The organism is Streptomyces sp. NPDC004031 (assembly GCF_053604375.1).
In genome coordinates this window covers 30,153-51,220 of the sequence record NZ_JBSGHL010000054.1, presented here as the reverse complement: position 1 = coordinate 51,220, position 21,068 = coordinate 30,153, and the positions used below count along the sequence as shown (strand labels likewise).

Below are 21,068 nucleotides of genomic sequence, written 5' to 3'. Positions count from 1 at the left end.
GACGCCAGGCAACCTGCCACCGCTCCTTCGCGTCCCCTCCCGCGACGGTGTGCCGCAGCCCGCGGCGCACGGCGGAAGACCAGGTCAGAGACCGGGTCGGACACCAGGCACGAGGGGAGGGTGAATGACCGCGCCACACGGCATGCCGGAGCAGGCGCCCGGCCGCACGGCCGTCGTCGTCGGCGGCGGGCTCGCGGGCGTCACCGCGGCGCTTCGGCTGGCCGACGCCGGGGTGTCCGTCACCCTCACCGAGGCCCGGCCCCGGCTGGGCGGCCTCGCCTTCTCCTTCAGGCGCGGCGATCTGACGGTGGACAACGGCCAGCACGTCTTCCTGCGCTGCTGCACCGCCTACCAGTGGTTCCTCGACCGGATCGACGCGCGCGACCTGGTGCACCTTCAGGACCGGCTCGACGTACCGGTGTACGACGCGGCGAACGGCCGCACCGGGCGGCTCAGCCGGGCCGGCCTGCCGGTGCCGCTGCACCTGGCGGCGAGCCTGGCCCGCTACCCGCACCTGTCGCTGCGCGAGCGCGCCTCGGTCGGCCGCGCCGCCCTGGCGCTGCGCGGCCTGGACCTGGCCGATCCGGCGCTGGACGAGGTCGACTTCGGCAGCTGGCTCGCCGAGCGCGGCCAGTCCGCCCGCACCATCGAGGCGCTGTGGGATCTGGTCGGCGTCGCCACGCTCAACGCGACCGCCGCGCACTCCTCGCTGGCGCTGGCCGCGATGGTGTTCAAGACCGGCCTGCTGACCGAGCCGGGCGCGTCCGACATCGGCTGGGCCAAGGCGCCGCTCGGCGACCTGCACGACGGCCGCGGCCGCACCGCGCTGGACAAGGCCGGTGTCGTCACGATGCTGCGCACCCGCGCCACCGCCCTGCGCCCCGCCGAGGGCGGCGGCTGGCAGGTGGAGCTGGAGACGGGTCCGGGCCGCGGCGCGGCGCTGCCGGCCGACACGGTGGTGCTGGCGGTGCCGCAGCGCGAGGCGCACGGCCTGCTGCCGGAGGGCGCCGTCCAGCATCCGGAAAAGCTGTTGCAGATCGGTACCGCGCCCATCCTGAATGTCCATGTGATCTACGACAGGAAGGTGCTCCACGAGCCGTTCGTCGCGGCTCTCGGCAGCCCCGTCCAGTGGGTCTTCGACCGCACGGAGAGCTCGGGCCTCACCGGCGGCGGGCAGTACGTGGCCGTCTCGCAGTCGGCCGTCGAGGACGAGATCGACCTGCCGGTCGCCCAGTTGCGCGACCGCTACCTGCCCGAACTCGAACGCGTCCTGCCCGACTCCCGCGGCGCCGCGGTGCGGGAGGTCTTCGTGACCCGCGAGCGCACCGCGACCTTCGCGCCCACCCCCGGGGTGGGCGCGCTGCGGCCCGGCCCCGTCACCCGCGCCCCCGGCCTCTACCTGGCCGGGGCGTGGACCGCGACGGGCTGGCCCGCGACCATGGAGGGCGCGGTGCGCAGCGGGCTGCACGCCTCCGCAGAAGCGTTGTCCGCCCTCGGCCTGCCCGTTGACAACGGCGTCCTGGAGGCGGCATGAGTGCTATTGGTGCAACCCGAGGAGAAATCGTGACCGCTGCCGGCGTCATCGCGCTACTGGAAGACGGCCGCACCCTGACCACACCAGTGCTGCGCGCGGCAGTCGCACGCCTCGCACCGCCGATGGACACCGTCGCGTCCTACCACTTCGGCTGGATCGACCAGACCGGCCGGCCCGCGGAGGGGGACGGCGGCAAGGCCGTGCGCCCCGCGCTGGCCCTGCTGTCGGCGCAGGCCGCGGGCGCGCCCGCGGAGGTCGGCATCCCCGGCGCGGTCGCGACGGAGCTGGTGCACAACTTCTCCCTGCTGCACGACGACCTGATGGACGGTGACGAGCAGCGCCGGCACCGCGACACGGTGTGGAAGGTGCACGGCCCGGCCCAGGCGATCCTGGTCGGCGACGCGCTCTTCGCGCTCGCCAACGAGATCCTGCTGGAGCAGGGCACCGCGGAGGCCGGCCGTGCCACCCGCCGGCTGACCACCGCCACCCGGCGGCTGATCGACGGTCAGGCCGAGGACATCTCCTTCGAGCACCGTGAGCGCGTCAGCGTCCAGGAGTGCCTCGACATGGAGGGCAAGAAGACCGGCGCGCTGCTGGCCTGCGCCTCGTCCATCGGCGCGGTGCTCGGCGGCGCCTCCGAGGCGGACGCCGACGCGCTGGAGGAGTACGGCTACCACCTGGGTCTGGCCTTCCAGGCGATCGACGACCTGCTGGGCATCTGGGGCGACCCGGCGAGCACCGGCAAGCAGACCTGGAGCGATCTGCGGCAGCGCAAGAAGTCGCTGCCCGTGGTCGCCGCGCTGGCCGCCGGCGGCCCCGCGTCGGAGCGGCTGGGTGAACTGCTGGCGGCGGATGCGAAGAATCCTGAAACCGGTGCCTTCAGCGAGGAAGAGTTCGCCCTGCGTGCGGCGTTGATCGAAGAGGCCGGTGGGCGTGAATGGACCTCGGAAGAGGCCCGGAGGCAGTATGCGACTGCCATCGCCGCACTGGACAAAATGGACATGCCGGAAGAAATCAACCGTAAACTTGTGGGTCTTGCGGATTTTGTGGTGGTCCGCGAGAAGTAAAGAAGCACCAACGTGGAGCGCTGACGTCGCCGGTCCCTCGCATGTGACGGCCGACGGCCGCCCCAACACCGCAGAAGTCTCAACTGCAAAGGGGAAGCCATGACAGCGACGACCGATGGCAGTCCAGGTTCGCCAACCCACCGGACACCTTCGGCCAGCACCTCGGACCCGGAGTCTCTTCCAGCCGGCGACACCGAGGCGGCGGTGCAGCGTGCCGTGCAGCGCGCCGCAGACCACCTTCTGGCACGGCAGCACCCTGACGGATGGTGGAAAGGCGACCTCGAGACCAACGTGACGATGGACGCCGAGGATCTGCTGCTGCGGCAGTTCCTCGGCATCCTGGACGCCCGCACGATCGCCGCCTCCGCCCGCTGGATCCGCTCCCAGCAGCGCGAGGACGGCTCGTGGCCGACCTTCCACGGCGGCCCGGGTGACCTGTCGGCGACGGTCGAGGCCTACGTCGCGCTCCGGCTCGCCGGCGACTCGCCGGACGAGGCGCACATGTCGCAGGCCGCGAAGTGGTCGCGCGGCGAGGGCGGGGTGGCCGCCAGCCGGGTCTTCACCCGGATCTGGCTGGCCCTCTTCGGCTGGTGGGACTGGGAGGACCTGCCGGAGATGCCCCCCGAGGTCATCTACCTGCCCAAGTGGATGCCGCTGAACATCTACTCGTTCGGCTGCTGGGCCCGGCAGACCATCGTGCCGCTCACCATCGTCGGCGCCCTGCGCCCGGTGCGCCCGGCCCCGTTCGGCATCGACGAACTGCACCTGGACCCCGAACGGCCCAACCCCAAGCAGCGCCGCGCCTCGATCACCAGCTGGGACGGCGTCTTCCAGCGGCTGGACCAGGTGCTGCACGCCTACCGCCGCTTCAGCCCCCGCCCGCTGCGCCGCAGCGCCATGAACGCGTGCGCCCGCTGGATCATCGAGCGCCAGGAGTCCGACGGCTGCTGGGGCGGCATCCAGCCGCCGGCCGTGTACTCGGTCATCGCACTGCACCTGCTCGGCTACGACCTGGACCACCCGGTGCTCAAGGCCGGACTTGAGTCGCTGGATCGTTTCGCCGTGTGGCCCGAGGAGGGCGTGCGGATGATCGAGGCCTGCCAGTCCCCGGTGTGGGACACCTGCCTGGCCACGATCGCGCTCGCCGACGCGGGCCTGCCCGCCGACCACCCCGCGCTCGTGAAGTCCGCCGACTGGCTGATGGACGAGCAGATCACCCGTCCCGGCGACTGGTCCGTCCAGCGCCCGGAGCTTCCCCCGGGCGGATGGGCCTTCGAGTTCCACAACGACAACTACCCGGACATCGACGACACCGCCGAGGTGGTGCTCGCGCTGCGCCGGATCGCCCATCCGGACCGGGCCCGTATCGACACCGCCGTGGACCGGGCGGTGCGCTGGACGGTCGGCATGCAGTCCCGCAACGGCGCCTGGGGCGCCTTCGACGCCGACAACACCAGCCCCTTCCCCAACCGGCTGCCCTTCTGCGACTTCGGCGAGGTCATCGACCCGCCGTCCGCGGACGTCACCGCGCACGTCGTGGAGATGATGGCCGCGCTCGGGATCCAGCACGACCGGCACGCCCGTACCGGCATCGACTGGCTGCTCGCCGAGCAGGAGGACAACGGCGCCTGGTTCGGCCGCTGGGGCGTCAACTACATCTACGGCACCGGTTCGGCCGTCCCCGCGCTCGCCGCCGCCGGGCTGGGCGCCGATCATCCCGCGATCCGCCGGGCCGTCGACTGGCTGGAGTCGGTGCAGAACGCCGACGGCGGCTGGGGCGAGGACCTGCGCTCGTACTCCGACCTGGAATGGGCCGGCCGCGGTTCCTCCACCGCCTCGCAGACGGCCTGGGCGCTGATGGCGCTGCTGGCCGCCGGGCGGCGGGACACCGAGGCCGTCGAGCGCGGGGTGCGCTGGCTGGCCGACACCCAGCTGCCGGACGGCTCGTGGGACGAGCCGTACTTCACCGGCACCGGTTTTCCGCGGGACTTCTCCATCAACTACCACCTCTACCGGATGGTCTTCCCGCTCACCGCGCTGGGACGCTACGCCCGCCGCGAACCCCTCGGGGCCGCGGTGCACACCGCCCCGGCCACCGCGGGCGCCGGGAAGGGGGCCTAGAGCGTGGTCCCTCCCCGACCTCCGCTGCTGGTGGTGTGCGCCCTGCGCATCGAGCGCTTCGCGCTGCGCAGGGGCGCGGCGCGAGCCGCCGCCGCACACCCGGTCACCGTGCTGCGTACCGGCATGGGGCCGACAGCCGCGGAAGCGGCCGTGCACGAAGCGCTGCGCGATCCCGCGCGGCGCGACGCGGCCGTCCTCACGACCGGCTTCTGCGCGGGCCTGGCCCCGGGCATGCGGCCGGGCGACGTCGTGGTCTCCGACGAGGGGCACGAGAGCGAGGCGCTCGCCGCCGCGCTCAAAGCCGCGGGCCACACCGTCCACACCGGCCCGCTGGCCGAGTCCGACCATGTCGTGCGGGGCGCCGAGCGCACCGCGCTGGCGGCGAAGGGTGCCATCGCCGTGGACATGGAATCGGCCGCCATGCGGCGCGCCGCACTCGCCCAGGGAGTGCGGCACATCGCCGCGGCACGCGTCGTCGTCGACACGCCCGAATACGAACTCGTGCGCGTCGGCACACTGCGCACCGGGATCATCGCATTCCGGGTGCTCAGAGATCTTGTTCCTGCCTTTCTCGATTGGCACCGCACTACCGCTGCTCCCCCGGAGGTGAGCTAGATGGCTATGCCGCTTCGTCAGACCATCCGTGTCGCGTCGTACCTCTTCGAACAGAAAATGGTCCGGCGGCGCGAAAAGTTCCCGCTCATCGTCGAGCTGGAACCGCTCTTCGCGTGCAACCTCAAATGCGAGGGCTGCGGCAAGATCCAGCACCCGGCAGGAGTGCTCAAGCAGCGCATGCCGGTTGCCCAGGCCGTGGGGGCGGTGCTGGAGTCCGGCGCGCCCATGGTGTCGATCGCCGGCGGCGAGCCGCTGATGCACCCGCAGATCGACGAGATCGTGCGCCAGCTGGTGGCGAAGAAGAGGTATGTCTTCCTCTGCACCAATGCGCTGCTGCTCCGCAAGAAGATCGACAAATTCACCCCGTCGCCCTACTTCGCCTTCACCGTGCACATCGACGGCATGCGCGAGCGGCACGACGAGTCGGTGGCGAAGGAAGGCACCTTCGACGAGGCCGTCGAGGCGATCAAGGAAGCCAAGCGCCGGGGTTTCCGGGTCACCACGAACTCGACGTTCTTCAACACCGACACGCCGCAGACCATCATCGAGGTGATGAACTTCCTCAACGACGACCTCCAGGTCGACGAGATGATGCTGTCGCCCGCGTACGCCTACGAGAAGGCCCCCGACCAGGACCACTTCCTGGGCGTGTCGCAGACCCGCGAGCTGTTCAAGAAGGCCTTCGACCACGGCAACCGGCGCAAGTGGCGGCTCAACCACAGCCCGCTCTTCCTGGACTTCCTGGAGGGCAAGGCGGACTTCCCGTGCACCGCGTGGGCGATCCCGAACTACTCGCTCTTCGGCTGGCAGCGCCCCTGCTACCTGATGGCGGACGGCTACGTGCCGACCTACCGCGAGCTGATCGAGAAGACCGACTGGGACAAGTACGGCCGCGGCAAGGACGAGCGCTGCGACAACTGCATGGCCCACTGCGGCTACGAGCCCACCGCCGTCCTCGCGACCATGGGCTCCCTGAAGGAGTCGATCCGCGCCGCCCGGGAAACCGTCGCATCCAACCGCGCGAAGTGACCCGACGGTGAAAGGGTACGAGCCACCGGCCGGGGTACGCGGCCGGTGGCTCGCCCGCGCGCAGCCACCGGCCGGATCCGGGCCGGTCGACATCCCGGCAGGAAAACCGGCAGGAACGAGGTGCAGACATGTCGTTGCTGGAGAGCGTCACATGCCCTGACGACCTGAAGGCGCTGCCCGACGGCAGACTCGACGAACTGGCGGCCGACATCCGCCACTTCCTGGTGCAGGCCGTCGCCAGGACCGGCGGCCACCTCGGTCCCAACCTGGGCGTCGTGGAGCTGACCATCGCCCTGCACCGGGTCTTCGACTCCCCGCGCGACCGCATCCTCTTCGACACCGGCCACCAGTCCTACGTCCACAAGCTGCTGACCGGCCGGCAGGACTTCTCCAAGCTGCGCGCCAAGGGCGGCCTGTCGGGCTACCCGTCGCGGGCCGAGTCCGAGCACGACGTGATCGAGAACAGCCACGCCTCCACGGTGCTGGGCTGGGCGGACGGGCTGGCCAAGGCCAACGAGCTCAAGCGCCGAGACGACCATGTGGTCGCCGTCATCGGCGACGGGGCGCTCACCGGCGGCATGGCCTGGGAGGCGCTCAACAACATCGCCGCCGCCCGCGACCGCCCCCTGGTCATCGTCGTCAACGACAACGAGCGCTCCTACGCGCCCACCATCGGCGGCCTCGCCAACCACCTCGCGACACTGCGCACCACCGACGGCTACGAACGCTTCCTGACCTGGGGCAAGCAGGTCGTCCAGCAGACCCCGGTGATCGGCCAGCAGCTCTACGAGTCGCTGCACGGCGCCAAGAAGGGCTTCAAGGACGCCTTCGCGCCGCAGGGCATGTTCGAGGACCTGGGCCTGAAGTACCTCGGCCCGATCGACGGCCACGACGTCGCCGCCGTGGAGTCCGCGCTGCGCCGCGCCAAGCGCTTCCACGGGCCGGTCGTGGTGCACTGCCTGACGGAGAAGGGCCGCGGCTACCCCGCCGCCGAGCAGGACGAGGCCGACCACTTCCACGCCGTGGGCGCCATGGACCCGGCGACCCTCACCCCGCTGTCGCCCTCGGCCGGGCCCTCCTGGACGTCCGTCTTCGGCGACGAGATGCTCGCGCTGGGCGCCGACCGGCCCGACGTCGTCGCCGTCACCGCGGCCATGCTCCAGCCGGTGGGCCTGGGCAAGTTCGCCGCGGCCTACCCCGAGCGGGTCTTCGACGTCGGCATCGCCGAGCAGCACGCCGCCACCTCCGCCGCGGGGCTCGCCACCGGCGGGCTGCACCCCGTCGTCGCCGTCTACGCGACCTTCCTCAACCGCGCCTTCGACCAGGTGCTCATGGACGTCGCCCTGCACAGGTGCGGGGTCACCTTCGTCCTGGACCGGGCCGGTGTCACGGGTGTCGACGGGGCCTCGCACAACGGCATGTGGGACATGTCGATCCTCCAGGTCGTCCCGGGCCTGCGGATCGCCGCGCCGCGCGACGCCGACCAGCTGCGCGCCCAGTTGCGCGAGGCCGTCGACGTCGAGGACGCGCCCACCGTCGTCCGCTTCCCCAAGGAGACCGCGGGCGCGCCGCTGCCGGCCCTGGAACGGGTGGGCGGCACGGACGTCCTGCACCGGCCCGCCGAGGGCCACGCCGAGGACGTGCTGCTCGTCGCGGTCGGCGCGCTCGCCGGCTGCGGTGTCGCGGCCGCCGAACTGCTCGCCGGGCGCCGCATCGGCGTCACCGTGGTCGACCCGCGCTGGGTCAAGCCCGTCGACCCGGCGCTGCCCGCGCTGGCCGCGCGGCACCGCATGGTCGCCGTCGTCGAGGACAACGGGCGGGCCGGCGGCGTCGGTTCGGCCGTCGCCCAGGCGCTGCGCGACGCCGGCGTGGACGTGCCCGTACGCGACTTCGGCATCCCGCAGCAGTTCCTGGCGCACGCCAAGCGCGGCGAGCTGCTGGCCGACCTCGGCCTGACGCCCTCCGAGATCGCCGGCGGCATCGGCGCGGCCCTGCTGCGCCTGCGCGCCAAGAACCCCGGGGACACCCCGACGATCCCCGCCCCGCATACTGCGGAGAACAGCGGGGAGCAGCAGCAACGCACGCAAGGAGCAGGTGAGCGATGACATCGTCCGAGCCGACCGACACCGAACCGGCGCAGCACGAGCCCGCGGCGGCCGCCGCCGGGCAGCCGGACGGCGTACCGAACGGCGCCCCGGACGCCCCGGCCACCCGCCCCAAGGGCTTCGACCTGGCCACGCTGCTGGCCGAACGCGGCGCGGAGCGGTACGAACTCCAGGCGAAGTACGTCAACCACCAGCTGCCGCGCATGCTGCACACCATCGGCTTCGACCGGGTCTACGAGCGTGCCGAGGGCGCCCACTTCTGGGACGCCGAGGGCAACGACTACCTCGACATGCTCGCCGGCTTCGGCGTGATGGGCGTCGGCCGGCACCACCCGGTGGTCCGCAAGGCGCTGCACGACGTCCTGGACGCCGGGCTCGCCGACCTCACGCGCTTCGACTGCCAGCCGCTGCCCGGCCTGCTCGCCGAGAAGCTGCTCGCGAACACCCCGCACCTGGACCGGGTGTTCTTCGGCAACAGCGGCACCGAGGCCGTCGAGACCGCGCTGAAGTTCGCCCGCTACGCCACCGGCAAGCCGCGCGTGCTGTACTGCACGCACTCCTTCCACGGGCTCACCACCGGCTCGCTGTCGGTCAACGGCGAGGAGGGCTTCCAGGACGGCTTCGCGCCGCTGCTGCCCGACACCGCCGTGCCGATGGGCGACCTGGACGCGCTGGCCCGGGAGCTGAAGCGCGGTGACGTCGCCGCGCTCATCGTCGAGCCGATCCAGGGCCACGGCGTCTACATCCCCGAGCCCGGCTACCTGCGCGCGGCCCAGGAGCTGCTGCGCAAGCACAAGGCGCTGCTGATCTGCGACGAGGTGCAGACCGGCATCGGCCGCACCGGGAAGTTCTGGGCGTACGAGCACGAGGAGGGCGTCGAGCCGGACCTCGTCACCGTCGCCAAGACGCTCTCCGGCGGTTACGTGCCGGTCGGCGCCACGCTCGGGAAGGACTGGATCTTCAAGAAGGTCTACTCCTCCATGGACCGGGTGCTCGTGCACTCCGCGAGCTTCGGCTCCAACGCCCAGGCGATGACCGCGGGCCTGGCGACGCTGTCGGTCGTCGAGGACGAGCGGCTGGTGGAGAACTCCCGGGCGATGGGCGAGCTGCTGCGCGACCGGCTGGCCGCGCTCACCGGGCAGTACGAGATGCTCAAGGAGGTGCGCGGCCGTGGCCTGATGATCGCGATCGAGTTCGGCCGCCCCAAGTCGCTGGGCCTGCGCAGCCGCTGGACGATGCTGCAGACCGCCCGCAAGGGGCTGTTCGCCCAGATGGTCGTGGTCCCGCTGCTGCAGAAGCACCACATCCTCACCCAGGTTTCCGGCGACCATGTCGAGATCATCAAGCTGATCCCGCCGCTGGTGGTGGACGAGGCGGACGTCGACCGTTTCGTGACCGCCTTCACCGCGGTGATGGACGACGCCCACGGGGGCGGCGGCCTGATGTGGGACTTCGGCAAGACCCTGATCAAGCAGGCGGTCGCGAACCGGTAGCCGTACGGACGGGGGCCGGGTCCGCACCCGGCCCCCGTCACCGGCGGGTCAGCCGTCGAGCAGGTGCTCGCGCAGCCGGGCGCGGCGCTCCGGCGTCAGGCCCAGGCCCTCGGAGAGATAGCGGTCGACCGAGCCCCAGCGCTCCTCGACGGTCGCGAAGGCCGCCCGCAGATAGTCGACCCGCGCCTCGAACAGCGGATCGAGCAGCTCCCTGATCTCCGGGTCGATCGCGGTGCCGGTGCTGCCGTCGCCGCGCACCACCTTGTAGCGGCGGTGCTTGGCGTTGCTCTCCAGGTAGTCCGCCTCGATCGCGTCCCGCTCGACCCCCAGCGCCAGCAGGATGATCGCGACCGAGGTGCCCGCGCGGTCCTTGCCCGCAGCGCAGTGCAGCAGCGCCGGGACCGCGGGGCGGCCCGGCTCCGTCAGCAGTTCCAGCATCCGGCCGTGCTCGGCGGTGCGCTCCAGCACCAGCTGCCGGTAGGCCAGCGTCATCCGCGCCGCGCCCCGGCCCTCGGCCAGCGCGGCCCGCAGCGCCGGGAGGTCGCCATTGCGGACCGTCTTCCAGAACTCGGCGCCCTCGGCCGGGTCGCTGAGCGGCATATTGAGGTTGAGGGTGCCCGGGAGAGCGGTGTCCGGGCCCTCCAGCGCGATGTCGTCGGCGTTGCGGAAGTCGAACACGGTGTGCAGGCCCAGCCCCTGGAGGTACGCGGCGTCCTCGGCCGTCGCGTGCGCCAGGTGGCCGCTGCGGAAGAGCACCCCGCGCCGGACCCGGCGGCCGTCCTCGGTCGGCAGGCCGCCGACGTCGCGGAAGTTCCGCACGCCGGTCAGCCGTGGCTCGGGCTCGGGGTCGGATCCTGTCGGAACGGTCTGCCGCACTTCCTGCGTCACCGGCGCTCCTCGTCGCTCGCTGCTGGGTCATGCTGGGGCACTCCCGACGATACGGCAGCGCGGCTCACGGCGTACCGAGCGGTATGTGGCGGCCGGGGGACTCCCGCGAGTGCAACCATTGCCCCTCCTGCCGGACCTGGCCGATGATGTCCGGATCCGGCCGTGCGGCGGCCGGAAAGTGGGGGAGTGCGAATGATCGAGACGGGCGGCTACGGCCGGCTGTGGCTGCTGTCGGGACCGGGCAGCAGCTATGCCCTGCACCTGACCGAGCGCGACGAGCTGCTGCACCTGCACTGGGGGCGCCGTATCGCCCTGGGCGACGCCGAGGCGCTCGCCGCCGAACCGCCGTGCGCACAGCGCCCGTTCGGGCCCGCACCGGACCCCCGGGCGGAATTCCCCGGCGCGGGCGTCCCGGGTGCGCCGCCCGCCGCCCTGGCCGTACGCCCCCGGCACCCGGGCGGCGCCGAATGGTGCTTCGAGGAGTACGAGATCACCGCCGGGGCCGGCGCCGCCGGGCAGGAGCTGCGGCTGCACTTCCACGACTCGCACCACCACCTCGACCTCACGCTGCACTACCGGATGCGCCGCGGCAGCGACGTCGTGGAGCGCTGGACCACCGCGACACACGTCGCCGGCGGCCCCGGCGGTCGGCTGGAACTGCTGCGCGCCGACGCCGCCTGCTGGACACTGCCGCAGCGCGACGGCTGGCGGATGTCACGCCTGCACAGCCGGTGGGGTGCCGAGTCGCAGCTCGACCGCGCCCCGCTGCCGCCCGGCGACCAGCTGCTCGGCGGCGGCTCGGGAACCGCCGGGCAGCGCCACCTGCCGTGGTTCGCACTGGACGCGGGCGACGCGGGGGAGGAGCACGGCGAGGTGTGGACGGCCGCGCTGGCCTGGTCCGGCCCCTGGCACATCGCCGTCTCCCGGCTGCCGGACGGCCTGGTCCGGGCCACCGGGGGCACCGGGAGCGAGGGCGCCGCCCCCGTCGAACTGGAACCCGGCGCGAGCTGCGTCAGCCCGGTCTTCGCCGGGCTGTGGACCGACGGCGGCTTCGGGGCGGCCAGCCGGGCGTGGCACGCCCACCAGCTCGACCACGTCGTGCCCGGCGCCTGGCAGCTGCGCCCGGTGGCCTGCTACGGAGGGGCGCCCGCGGACGGCGCCGGCGATCCGGACACGGCGGAGGTAATGCGGGCCGCGGAGGGCGGGGCGGCGGCGGGCTCCCTCGACGCCGCGGACGCCGCGGACGCCGCCGACGCTTCGGACGGCGAGGGGGCGTACGACCCGTTCCCCGGCCCGTACGGCGCTCCCCGGCGCGGGACGCCGGGGCAGGCCGAACTCGCCCGGCGGGCGGCCGCGATGGGCGTCGAGCTGTACGTCGTCGACGACGGCCCGCCGGGCGCGCGGCTCGGCGACCGCGCCCTCACCGGCGACGCCGACCCGGCCGCCGGACGCTCCCCGGATGGCCTGAAAACGCTCTCCGACGAGGTGCACGCGCTCGGCATGCGCTTCGGCGTACGGATCGCCCCCGAGACCGTCGGCCCCGACTCCGACCTCGCCCGTACCCGCCCCGACTGGCTCCTGCGGCCCGCGGACGGCGCCGCCGGGCACGGCGGACCACTGCAGTTGGACCTCGCGCGGGCCGACGTCCGCGACCACCTGGCCGGCGCGATCGGCGCCCTGCTGCACAGCGCCCCCGTCGACCACCTGGTCTGGGACCTGGACCGGCACCCGGCCGCCCACGCGGGAGAACGCTCTTCCGCAGCCGCCGGGGACCAGCGCGCCCGCACCGCGGGCCTCTACGCGCTCCTCGACCGCGTCCGGGCCGAGCACCCGGGCCTGACCGTCGAGTCCTGCGCCTCCGGCACCCGGGTGGACCTCGGCATCCTCGCCCGCACCGACCGGCTGGGCACCTCCGACAACACCGACCCGCTCGACCGGCTGACCGTCCAGCACGGCTTCGGCCAGCTGCACCCGGCCCGCGTCATGGCCACCCTGGTCACCGGCGGTTCCGCCCCCGGCCTCAACCACCGCCGCAGCTCGCTGCGCTTCCGCTTCGTCAGCGCCATGGCCGGCGCCCTCGGTATCGGCGCCGACCTGCTGGAGCTGGGCCCGGAGGAACGCGCCGAGGCGGCCAGCTGGATCGCGCTCCACCAGCAGGTGCGGCCGGTCGTGCAGTTCGGCGAGCTGTACCGGCTGCGCCCGCCGGGCGGCGGCGGCCTGACCGCCGTGCAGTTCGTCCGCGGGCCCGAGACCGTGGTGCTCGCCTGGCTGCCCGCGCAGGGCTTCGGCGTGCCCGTGCCGCCGCTGCGGCTGCGCGGCCTGGACCGCGGCGCCCGCTACCGCGATGTGACCACCGGTGTCGTCCAGCGCGGCGCGGTGCTCGCCGAGCGCGGGCTGCGCACCACGCTGTCCGGCGACCTGGACGCCGCCGTATTCCATCTGCGGCGGGTTTGACCTGGTGGGATGAATCACGTCCCGTCAACCCCTCCTTACGGTCGCGTAGGTCACAGCCGGAGGAGAAAAATGCCAGTCGTGGCTGATGATTCGCAGGGACGACAGGAACCGCCGGAACAACCGGGGTGGCAGGTCCGGCCGCCCGGCGGCGGGGCCGGTGCCGGGACGACCGGGCCGATCGGCTCGTACGCGGCCGTCGGGGACAGCTTCACCGAGGGTGTCGGCGACCCCGGCCCGGACGGTTCCTTCGCCGGCTGGGCGGACCGGCTGGCCGTCCTGCTCGCCGACCGCCACGAGGACGCCCGGGAGCGCGCGGCAGCGGGCGCCGGAACGGGGCAGGCCGGACAGGACTTCCGCTACGCCAACCTCGCGGTACGCGGCCGGCTGCTGGACCGGATCGTCGCCGAGCAGGTGCCGCGGGCCGTCGAGCTGCGCCCCGACCTGGTCAGCTTCTGCGCCGGCGGCAACGACATCCTGCGTCCGGGCAGCGACCCCGACGCCATCGCCGAGCGCTTCGAGGCCGCCGTCGCCGACCTGGCGGGCGCGGTCGGCACGGTCCTGGTGTGCACCGGCTTCGACACCCGCGGGGTGCCGGTGCTGCGCCATCTGCGCGGCAAGATCGCCACGTACACCGCCCATGTGCGGGCCATCGCCGACCGGCACGGCTGCCCCGTCCTCGACCTGTGGTCGCTGCGCTCGGTGCAGGACCGCCGGGCCTGGAGCGACGACCGGCTGCACCTGTCACCCGAGGGGCACACCCGGGTCGCGCTGCGCGCCGCGCAGGTGCTCGGGCTCGACACGCCCGCCGATCCGGACGCGCCCTGGCCGCCGCAGGACCGCCGCCCGCACTCCGCGGTGCGCCGCGAGAACATCCAGTGGGCGCGGGAGTACCTGGTGCCGTGGATCGGCCGCCGGCTGCGCGGCGAGTCCTCGGGCGACCACGTCGTGCCCAAGCGCCCCGACCTGCTGCCGCTCGACCGCCGGGCCTAGAGAGCACCGCGGGGCCCGGACAACGCCGCAGGGCCTGGAGAACACCGCAAGGCCTGGCGCCGCGGCGCTCCCGGCCGCCGGACCCGGCGGAGGCGGTACGTCAGCGGGGCGGGCGGTGCGAGGCCAGTTCGGCCCACACCACCCGCCCCGTACCGTCCTCCGCCGGATCCGACCCCCATGCCAGCGAGAGCACGCTGACCAGCAGCAGCCCCCGCCCGCCTTCTTCGTCGGCGCCCGCACACCCCTGCGCGGGGACCCCGCCGCCCCGGCCCTGGTCGGTGACCTCGACCCGGACGACGCTTCCCGCGTCGTGCAGCGCGCAGGTGATCTTCTCGCTGTCGGTGTGGCGTACGGCGTTGGTGAACAGCTCCGTCACCACGAGGCTCGCGTCGTCGCGCAGTTCCGCGCACAGCCCCCACTCGTGCAGGCGAGCGCGTATCCGCCCGCGGGCGTCCGCGACGGACGCGCTCAGCGCGGGCAGCCGGAACACGTCACGGCGACCGGGGAGGCCGACACCGTCTCGGCGTTCACACCGGAGGGCATCAGGTGAAGGAACCACTCTGCAACTATGAGGGTCGCGTGGGACACATGGCAAGGTCCGATCTGTAATTTGCAGAATCGGCGCTACATGCTGTTGTGTGCGCTGACAACATGACAGACTGCTTCTCAGCCACGGGAGTTGGAGGAGGACACACCGTGATGGACCCCCGGCCGGGCGGAGCGCCCACCGTCCTGCGCATGGTGCTGGGCAAGCGCCTGCAGGATCTGCGCGAGCAGGCCGGTATCAGCTTCGAGCAGGCCGGCCGGGAGCTGGACGTCACGCACGCCACGATCCGCCGCATGGAGAAGGCCGAGGTCGGGCTCAAACTCCCCTATGTCGAAAAGCTCCTCCACACCTACGGCGTCACCTCGCCCGAGGAGGTCTCCGGCTTCCTCGCTCTTGCCCGCGAGGCCAACCGCCCCGGCTGGTGGCACAGCTTCCGCGACGTCCTGCCGGACTGGTTCAGCGCCTTCGTCAGCCTGGAGGGCGAGGCCTCGGTCATCCGCGCCTACGAACCGCACTACGTACCGGGCCTGCTCCAGACCGCGGAGTACGCCCGCGCCACGCTGCGCGCCGGCCAGCCGCACACCCCCGCCGCCGAGGTCGACCGGCTGGTGACGCTGCGGACCGAACGCCAGTCGCTGCTGGGCAAGGAGAAGGCGCCGCTGCTGTGGGTGGTCATGGACGAGACGGTGCTGCGCCGCCCCATCGGCGGGCGCAAGGTCATGCGCGAGCAGATCGCCCGGCTGGTCGAGGCCACGGAGCTGCCCAACGTCCGGCTCCAGGTCATGCCGTTCGCCGCCGGCCCGCACCCGGCGATGTACGGGCCCTTCCACATCTTCCGGTTCCAGCTCCAGGAGATCCCGGACATCGCCTATTCCGAGAGCCTGGTCAGCGGCGTCTACTTCGACGAGCGGGACGACGTCTCCGCCTTCCTGGAGGCGCTGGACCGGATGTGCGCGCAAGCAGCGCCAGCACACAGCACCAAAGCCATCCTCGATGGCATGCGCAAGGAGATCTGAACGATGGATCGCGTCGGCAATGACGGCATCTGCGGCTACGAGGACGTGGTCGACGGCATCTACAACGGGATGCCCGCCAACGAACTCGGGGTCGACGGCTGGCGCAAGCCATGGAGCGGCGGCAACGGCGGCTCCTGTGTCGAGGCGAAGCGGCTCAACGACGGACGGGTGGCCATCCGCCAGTCCACCGACCCCGACGGTCCCGCGCTGATCTACACCAACCACGAGATCGCGACCTTCATCCTGGGCGCCAAAGCCGGCGAAGCGGACTTCCTGCTCGGCTGAACCGCCCCCCGCACCACCCCGTACCACCCGCAGGGCCCGTACCACCGCATCACCACCGCACCGCCCCGCACCACAGCATGCAAGAGCCCGCACACCAGCGAGGCCACCGACCGGAGGACGGCTTGACCGACCAGGGATTCACCGCCGCGGACATCGACACGAGCAGGCCGCACCCTGCCCGGATGTACGACTACTACCTCGGCGGCCGGGACAACTACGAGGTGGACCGGGAGGCGGCGCAGCGCGTCATCGACCTCTTCCCGGACATCGTGTCCATGGCGCGCGGCAACCGGTCGTTCATGCACCGCGCGGTGCGGTTCCTTGCGGAGAGCGGTGTCCGGCAGTTCATCGACATCGGCACCGGCATCCCCACCGCGCCGAACACCCACCAGACCGCGCAGGCGGTGGCCCCGGACGCGCGGGTCGCCTACGTGGACAACGACCCGATCGTGGCGACGTACGCGGGCGCGCACCTGGTGGGCGCGGGCAGCACCGGCTTCTTCCTCGGCGACGTGCGCGACCCGCAGAGCATCCTCGGGCACCCCACCCTCCGCGAGCTGATCGACTTCGACCGGCCGGTGGGTCTGATGCTCGTCGCGATCCTGCACTTCGTCCGGGACGACGAGGATCCCGCCGCCCTGGTCGCCGCCTACCGGGACGCCCTGCCCAAGGGCAGCTACCTGATCCTCAGCCACACCACCGGCGACTTCCACGAACTCGACGGCGACGCGGGGGAGGCCCGGGACGTCTACAAGGACCGGCAGGCCACCGCGACCCTCACCCTGCGCTCGCACGCGCAGGTGCTCGACTTCTTCGACGGCTTCGAGCTGGTCGAGCCCGGTCTGGTCCAGCCGCCGCTGTGGCGTCCGGACGAGCCGGTGCCGTCGGACGAGGAACTGGCGCACATCGGCTTCTACGGCGGTGTCGGCGTCAAGCGCTGACCCGTCACCCGTACCGTCCGTACCACTCGTACTGCCGTCACTACCCGCACCGCCCGTACCATCCGTACCACCCGCTCCATCGGTACCGCCCGCACCGTCCTGTCATGAAGCAACCGGAGGAGGGCAGTTGATGTACCAGGTATCCACCGTCGCACGCACCGTGGTGTCCACCGTCGCGGAGCCGGACTCCGCGCGGCCGCACCCGGCCCGTGTCTACGACTACTACCTCGGCGGCGGCGACCACTTCGCGGTGGACCGGGAAGCCGCCCGGCGGGTCATCGACGTCTTCCCGGACATCGTGCCCACCGCGCGGGCGAGCCGGGCCTTCATGCGCCGGGCGGTGCGGTACATGGTGGAGAGCGGTATCCGGCAGATCGTCGACGTCGGTACCGGCATCCCCACCGCGCCCAGCACCCACCAGGTCGCGCACGCGGTCGCCCCCGACGTCCGGGTGGCGTACATCGACAACGACCCGATCGTGGCCGCGCACGCCGGGTCGCACCTGCTGGGCGTCGCCAACACCGGCTTCTTCCTGGCCGACCTGCGCGACCCGCAGACCGTGCTGGGCCACCCCACCATCGGCAAGCTCATCGACTTCGACCGGCCGATCGGGCTCATGATGTCGGCCGTCCTGCACTTCGTGCCCGACGAGGCCCGCCCGGCCGCGCTCGTGGCCGCCTACCGGGACCGGCTGCCGGCCGGCAGCCGACTGGTCCTCAGCCACGCCACCGCCGACTTCCACCCGCCGGAGTCCGGTGTCGACGAGGCCCGCGGCTTCCACCGCGACCACCGCGCCGCCACCACCGTGACCCGGCCCTACGAGCAGATCCTGGGCTTCTTCGACGGGTTCGACCTGGAGGACCCCGGCCTGGTCCAGCCGCCGCTGTGGCGACCGGACGGACCGCTGGCGACCGCCGGGCAGCTGGCACGTATCGGGGGGTACGCCGGCGTCGGCACGAAGCTCTGACACGCAACGCCAACAGCCGAACGCCGAACGCCGACTGCCGGACGCAGCCGGACCGGCACCGCGCAGCAGCGAGGGAAAAGAGACGAGGGGGAGCCGTGGTCGCACAGCAGCAGCAGTCCGCCGGGTGGTACGGCGGTATCGACACCAGCAGGCCGCACCCGGCCCGCATGTACGACTTCTATCTGGGCGGCAAGGACAACTACCACGTAGACCGCGAGGCAGCGCAGCAGGTGATCAGCTCCGCGCCCGCCGTGGTGGACAGCGCCCGCGCCAACCGCGACTTCCTGCGCCGGGCGGTGGGACATCTGGCGGAGAGCGGTGTCCGGCAGTTCCTCGACATCGGCACGGGCATCCCGACCTCGCCCAACACCCACGAGGTCGCCCAGGCCGTGGCACCCGGCGCGCGCGTCGCGTACGTCGACAACGACCCGATCGTGGCCGCGCACGCCGCCGCCCGGCTGCTCGGCACCGGCAACACCTCCTTCGCGCTGGCCGACCTGCGCGACACCGACGCCCTGCTGGCCATGCCCGAGGTCACCCGGATGATCGACTTACGTCAACCCGTCGCCGTCCTTCTCGCGTCCGTCCTGCACTTCGTCGGGGACGCGGACGACCCCGCGGGCATCGTCGGCACGCTGCGGGACGCGCTCCCCGCCGGCAGCCACCTGGTGCTCTCGCACGGCACCGACGACTTCCACGCCGACCGGGTCGGCGAGGCCGTCTCCGTCTACCGCACCGCGACCGCGGAACTCAGCCTGCGCCCGTACGACCGGGTGCTGGACTTCTTCGACGGCTTCGACCTGCTCGCCCCCGGCCTCGTCCGGGTGCCGCTGTGGCGCCCCGACGGGCCGCCACCCGGACCGGACGAGCTGGCGTCGATCGGCGTCTACGGCGGCGTCGGCCGCAAGGCCGCCTGACCCGCGGCCCCACTGACCAACCATCACCGGGGAAGAGAAAAAAGGAGGGTGGTGGCCGGGCGGTTTCTCGTACCGCCCGGCCACCGCTCACCGACCGGCCACGGGGACGTCCCGTGTCCCGCGCCCGGTGCGCGCCCCGCCTGCCTCAGTGCAGCGTCGCGACCGTCACCGCGACACCGTCCAGCGTGCCCGCGAAATCCGCGCCCAGCGCGCGCGAGGGGGTCTGGAAGCCGTCCGGCAGCTCCGGCAGCCGCGGCACGATCCGCAGCACCGAATCGACCGTCAGCCGGTACGCGTTGGGCCCGGTGAGCGTCGCCGTCACGGTGTTGCCCGCCGCGTCCCGCGCCCGTCCCCACACCTCGCAGCCCGTACCGTTCAGGGACCGCTCGCCCGGCCCCCGCACCAGCCGCCCCGCCGCGCCGCCGAGCACCCCGCGCAGCGGCCCGAACCGCAGCACCCGGCCCGCCGCGAGCGCGGGCGAGGGCACCGCGGTGTACGTCGTGACGTCCGGGATGCCCGTCGAGTGGTACGCGGTGCTGACGTCGCCCCACGGCACCGACACCACGGTCCGCGCGCCCGACGGGAAGGCCGCCCGCACCTGGCGCGAACCGAACGGCACCGCGCGGATCTCACCGCCCGAGCGCAGCCGCCCGCCCTCCGCGGCGCTCTCCACCACCGTGCGCACCGTGCCGGGGCTCGCCCCGCCGCCGGTCAGGAACGCCAGGTCCAGCTGCGTCGCGTCCGGCAGCCGGGCCGCGAGCAGCGCCGCCACGCAGTCCGTCGGCACCACGTCGAAGCCCGCGCCCGGCAGCAGCGTCACGCCCGCGGCCGCGGCCCGCGGCCCCAGCGCGTGCAGCGACTCGAAGACGTCGATCTCCCCGGTGATGTCCAGATACTGCGTGCCGGACTCCACGCACGCCCGCGCCATCGGCAGCGCGGTCCGCACGAAGGGGCCCGCGCAGTGCGCCACGCTCTCCACACCTGCCAGTCCGCGGCGCACCGCGGCCGCGTCGTCCAGCCCGAACACCCGGTGCTCCAGGCCCAGTTCGGCAGCGAACGGAACCACCTTCGCGGCACTGCGGCCGGCCAGCACGGGCCGCATACCGAGGGCGACGGCACGGCGTGCGATCAGGCGGCCGGTGTAGCCGGTGGCGCCGTACAACAGCCAGGTCATGGATCTGATCCTCCTCGCGAGGGCGTGACCGGAACCGTACACGCGCCGCCCGTCCCGGCGATATCGGGTGGGCGCGGCGGCTCCGACGTGCCACTCTGGTGACATGACCGACCAACAGCAGGCCCCCGCGGCCGAAGAGACATCCGAGCCCGGGAGTGCGGGTGCCGCGGTCGCGGCGGACGCCGGGGACGCCGGTGGTGCGGCCGAGGCCGCGGAGGGCGCGGAGGGCGCGGAAGCGCCGGGCGCCGAGGACGATGTGAAGCGGAAGTTCCGCGAGGCCCTCGAACGCAAGCGCGGCGGGGGCCGCGCGGGCGGGGCGAACGGGGCGGGGCCCGACACCTCGAAGATCCACGGCGCCCATGGGCGCGCCGGGGGGCCGCGCGAATTCCGCCGCAAGAGCGGCTGACGCCTGAGGGTCCCCTTATGCGGGGGGCTCGCGCCCCGTGGCCCCTGCGTGGGGGCGCGGGGCGCTTCGTTCTGCGGTGTGCGGTGCGGTGCGCGACCTTGCGGTGGGTGGGTGGTTGCTCGCGCCGTTCCTCGCGCCCCTTTGCGCGGCGCGCCGGTGGGCGGGTCGGGGGCCGCCACGGGGCACCTCCTCGGAATGCGCCTTCACCCTCTTCCCGAGTTGGTGAAGGGACCGGCAGCGCATTCCTGCGGGGGCACCCCGCACCGTCCCCCTCCAGGAGCGATGGCGGCTGCCTGCCGGTGGGGGCACCTCCCAGGCGAAGCTCTGGGGGAGAACTGCGCGACAGCCACGATGGCGGGAAGGTCGCGACGCCCACCGCAAGTGGCAGTCTGGGGTGTAGGGGCGCGAGGAACGGCGCGATTAGCCACGATGGCGGGAAGGTCGCGACGCCCACCGCAAGTGGCAGTCTGGGGTGTAGGGGCGCGAGGAACGGCGCGATTAGCCACGATGGCGGGAAGT

The 21,068-nt window shown here is 72.9% G+C and carries 18 protein-coding genes; 15 read left to right on the top strand and 3 right to left on the bottom strand.

The annotated features are described in order from the left end of the window. The first annotated feature begins 124 nt into the window (after positions 1 to 124). The 7 genes from hpnE (at position 125) to ACWERV_RS28385 (ending at position 9,964) form a co-directional block, all read left to right on the top strand. A complete protein-coding gene (gene hpnE / locus ACWERV_RS28415; RefSeq protein ID WP_452938321.1) occupies positions 125 to 1,534 on the top strand; it encodes a hydroxysqualene dehydroxylase HpnE in 1,410 nt (469 codons plus the stop codon). Further along, positions 1,531 to 2,601: a polyprenyl synthetase family protein gene (locus tag ACWERV_RS28410; RefSeq protein WP_398179061.1), complete on the top strand. Its 1,071-nt coding sequence runs from the start codon at positions 1,531 to 1,533 to the stop codon at positions 2,599 to 2,601. The genes hpnE and ACWERV_RS28410 overlap by 4 nt, the downstream gene beginning before the upstream one ends. Before the next feature lie 99 nt (positions 2,602 to 2,700). Beyond that, entirely contained in the window at positions 2,701 to 4,722 is a 2,022-nt protein-coding gene (gene shc / locus ACWERV_RS28405; protein ID WP_452938318.1) for a squalene--hopene cyclase, read from the top strand. Between the two features lie 3 nt (positions 4,723 to 4,725). Next, a complete protein-coding gene (locus ACWERV_RS28400) occupies positions 4,726 to 5,337 on the top strand; it encodes a phosphorylase family protein (protein WP_398179067.1) in 612 nt (203 codons plus the stop codon). Further along, on the top strand, positions 5,338 to 6,366 hold the full coding sequence (hpnH, locus tag ACWERV_RS28395; RefSeq protein WP_398179070.1) for an adenosyl-hopene transferase HpnH: 1,029 nt from the start codon (positions 5,338 to 5,340) through the stop codon (positions 6,364 to 6,366). Positions 6,367 to 6,494: 128 nt separating this feature from the next. Continuing rightward, entirely contained in the window at positions 6,495 to 8,471 is a 1,977-nt protein-coding gene (gene dxs / locus ACWERV_RS28390; RefSeq protein ID WP_452938313.1) for a 1-deoxy-D-xylulose-5-phosphate synthase, read from the top strand. Then, positions 8,468 to 9,964 carry an aspartate aminotransferase family protein gene (locus ACWERV_RS28385; RefSeq protein WP_452938310.1) on the top strand — a complete coding sequence of 499 codons (1,497 nt, stop codon included), beginning with the start codon at positions 8,468 to 8,470 and terminating at the stop codon, positions 9,962 to 9,964. The genes dxs and ACWERV_RS28385 overlap by 4 nt, the downstream gene beginning before the upstream one ends. A gap of 48 nt (positions 9,965 to 10,012) precedes the next feature. Here ACWERV_RS28385 and ACWERV_RS28380 read toward each other — a convergent pair whose 3' ends face one another. After that, a complete protein-coding gene (locus tag ACWERV_RS28380) occupies positions 10,013 to 10,852 on the bottom strand; it encodes a tyrosine-protein phosphatase (RefSeq protein ID WP_452938307.1) in 840 nt (279 codons plus the stop codon). A gap of 192 nt (positions 10,853 to 11,044) precedes the next feature. Here ACWERV_RS28380 and ACWERV_RS28375 point away from each other — a divergent pair, with 192 nt between their 5' ends. Together ACWERV_RS28375 and ACWERV_RS28370 are read left to right on the top strand one after the other, a co-directional pair. Next, entirely contained in the window at positions 11,045 to 13,306 is a 2,262-nt protein-coding gene (locus ACWERV_RS28375) for an alpha-galactosidase (RefSeq protein ID WP_452938305.1), read from the top strand. A gap of 177 nt (positions 13,307 to 13,483) precedes the next feature. Next, on the top strand, positions 13,484 to 14,296 hold the full coding sequence (locus tag ACWERV_RS28370) for an SGNH/GDSL hydrolase family protein (RefSeq protein ID WP_452938340.1): 813 nt from the start codon (positions 13,484 to 13,486) through the stop codon (positions 14,294 to 14,296). 100 nt (positions 14,297 to 14,396) lie between these two features. On the opposite strand, the gene ACWERV_RS28365 is transcribed toward ACWERV_RS28370, so the two are convergent. Next, complete coding sequence (locus ACWERV_RS28365; protein WP_398179085.1) at positions 14,397 to 14,786, bottom strand: ATP-binding protein; 390 nt, start codon at positions 14,784 to 14,786, stop codon at positions 14,397 to 14,399. A 248-nt stretch (positions 14,787 to 15,034) separates the two neighbouring features. On the opposite strand from ACWERV_RS28365, the gene ACWERV_RS28360 reads away from it, so the two are divergent. The 5 genes from ACWERV_RS28360 (at position 15,035) to ACWERV_RS28340 (ending at position 18,969) form a co-directional block, all read left to right on the top strand. Beyond that, entirely contained in the window at positions 15,035 to 15,859 is an 825-nt protein-coding gene (locus ACWERV_RS28360; RefSeq protein WP_452938339.1) for a helix-turn-helix domain-containing protein, read from the top strand. Between the two features lie 3 nt (positions 15,860 to 15,862). Continuing rightward, a complete protein-coding gene (locus ACWERV_RS28355) occupies positions 15,863 to 16,144 on the top strand; it encodes a DUF397 domain-containing protein (RefSeq protein WP_398179088.1) in 282 nt (93 codons plus the stop codon). Between the two features lie 122 nt (positions 16,145 to 16,266). Beyond that, the gene (locus tag ACWERV_RS28350) at positions 16,267 to 17,085 is read left to right on the top strand and encodes an SAM-dependent methyltransferase (RefSeq protein ID WP_398179091.1); all 819 of its coding nucleotides are present in this window, start codon (positions 16,267 to 16,269) and stop codon (positions 17,083 to 17,085) included. 130 nt (positions 17,086 to 17,215) lie between these two features. Then, on the top strand, positions 17,216 to 18,052 hold the full coding sequence (locus ACWERV_RS28345; RefSeq protein ID WP_452938300.1) for an SAM-dependent methyltransferase: 837 nt from the start codon (positions 17,216 to 17,218) through the stop codon (positions 18,050 to 18,052). Between the two features lie 95 nt (positions 18,053 to 18,147). Beyond that, positions 18,148 to 18,969, top strand: coding sequence for an SAM-dependent methyltransferase (locus tag ACWERV_RS28340; RefSeq protein ID WP_452938297.1), 822 nt, complete (start codon positions 18,148 to 18,150; stop codon positions 18,967 to 18,969). A 145-nt stretch (positions 18,970 to 19,114) separates the two neighbouring features. On the opposite strand, the gene ACWERV_RS28335 is transcribed toward ACWERV_RS28340, so the two are convergent. Continuing rightward, positions 19,115 to 20,143, bottom strand: coding sequence for a saccharopine dehydrogenase family protein (locus tag ACWERV_RS28335; protein ID WP_452938295.1), 1,029 nt, complete (start codon positions 20,141 to 20,143; stop codon positions 19,115 to 19,117). A gap of 103 nt (positions 20,144 to 20,246) precedes the next feature. On the opposite strand from ACWERV_RS28335, the gene ACWERV_RS28330 reads away from it, so the two are divergent. Next, on the top strand, positions 20,247 to 20,549 hold the full coding sequence (locus ACWERV_RS28330; protein ID WP_452938293.1) for a DUF5302 domain-containing protein: 303 nt from the start codon (positions 20,247 to 20,249) through the stop codon (positions 20,547 to 20,549). Positions 20,550 to 21,068 lie beyond the last annotated feature (519 nt).